The organism is Clostridium sp. UBA5119 (assembly GCF_002414285.1).
In the GTDB taxonomy this organism is placed as follows: domain Bacteria; phylum Bacillota; class Clostridia; order Clostridiales; family Clostridiaceae; genus Clostridium_J; species Clostridium_J sulfidigenes.
On the sequence record NZ_DHYX01000027.1, the window covers coordinates 1 to 686 of the forward strand.

Consider the following 686-nt stretch of genomic DNA (forward strand, 5'->3'; position numbering starts at 1 on the left):
AAGAAAAAAATCAACTACAAATATTGTTAGTGAAGAGGAAAGATCATCCCTGTATAGGTAAGTGGGCAATTCCTGGAGGATTTGTGAACATGGATGAAGATATAGAGGCTGCAGCTCTTAGGGAGTTAAAAGAAGAAACTAATGTGGATGATGTTTATCTAGAGCAACTATATACCTTTGGAGACGTAGGAAGAGATCCACGAGATAGGATTATAAGTGTTTCATATGTTGCATTGGTAGATTATGATAAATTAAAACCTAAGGCAGGAGATGATGCAGCAGAAGTGGCTTGGTTTAGAGTTGAAAAAAATATTTTGAGCTCTAATCAGGAGGAAAGTAACTACAGATTAATTTTTTATAATGAGGAAAGAAAAATAAAAATAGAATATTTAGTATTAGAGAAGAGTGTTAAAAAAGGAAGTGGTAGAAGCAGGGGAGCATATATAAAACCTTCAATGGAAAATACAGACTTATTAGCTTTTGACCATGAAAAGATGATTAATTTAGCTATTAACAGGTTAAATAATCTTAGGTAAACTAATACACTTATATTTTAAAATTGTTAAGCATATGAGGAAATAATCTTTGTTTGTAACACTTATTACAGCAATTTATAGTGCAATGTGATATTATATTACAAAATAAAGAAATAAAAGATTAATAAGGAATGGTGAAGGCTTATGGAT

The 686-nt window shown here is 30.6% G+C and carries 1 protein-coding gene; it reads left to right on the plus strand.

Going from position 1 to position 686, the window contains the following annotated elements:
• Positions 1 to 536 (plus strand): NUDIX hydrolase (locus tag B2671_RS03310; protein WP_346869147.1); only part of this gene is annotated, 536 nt, incomplete at its 5' end.
• Positions 537 to 686: the final 150 nt, after the last annotated feature.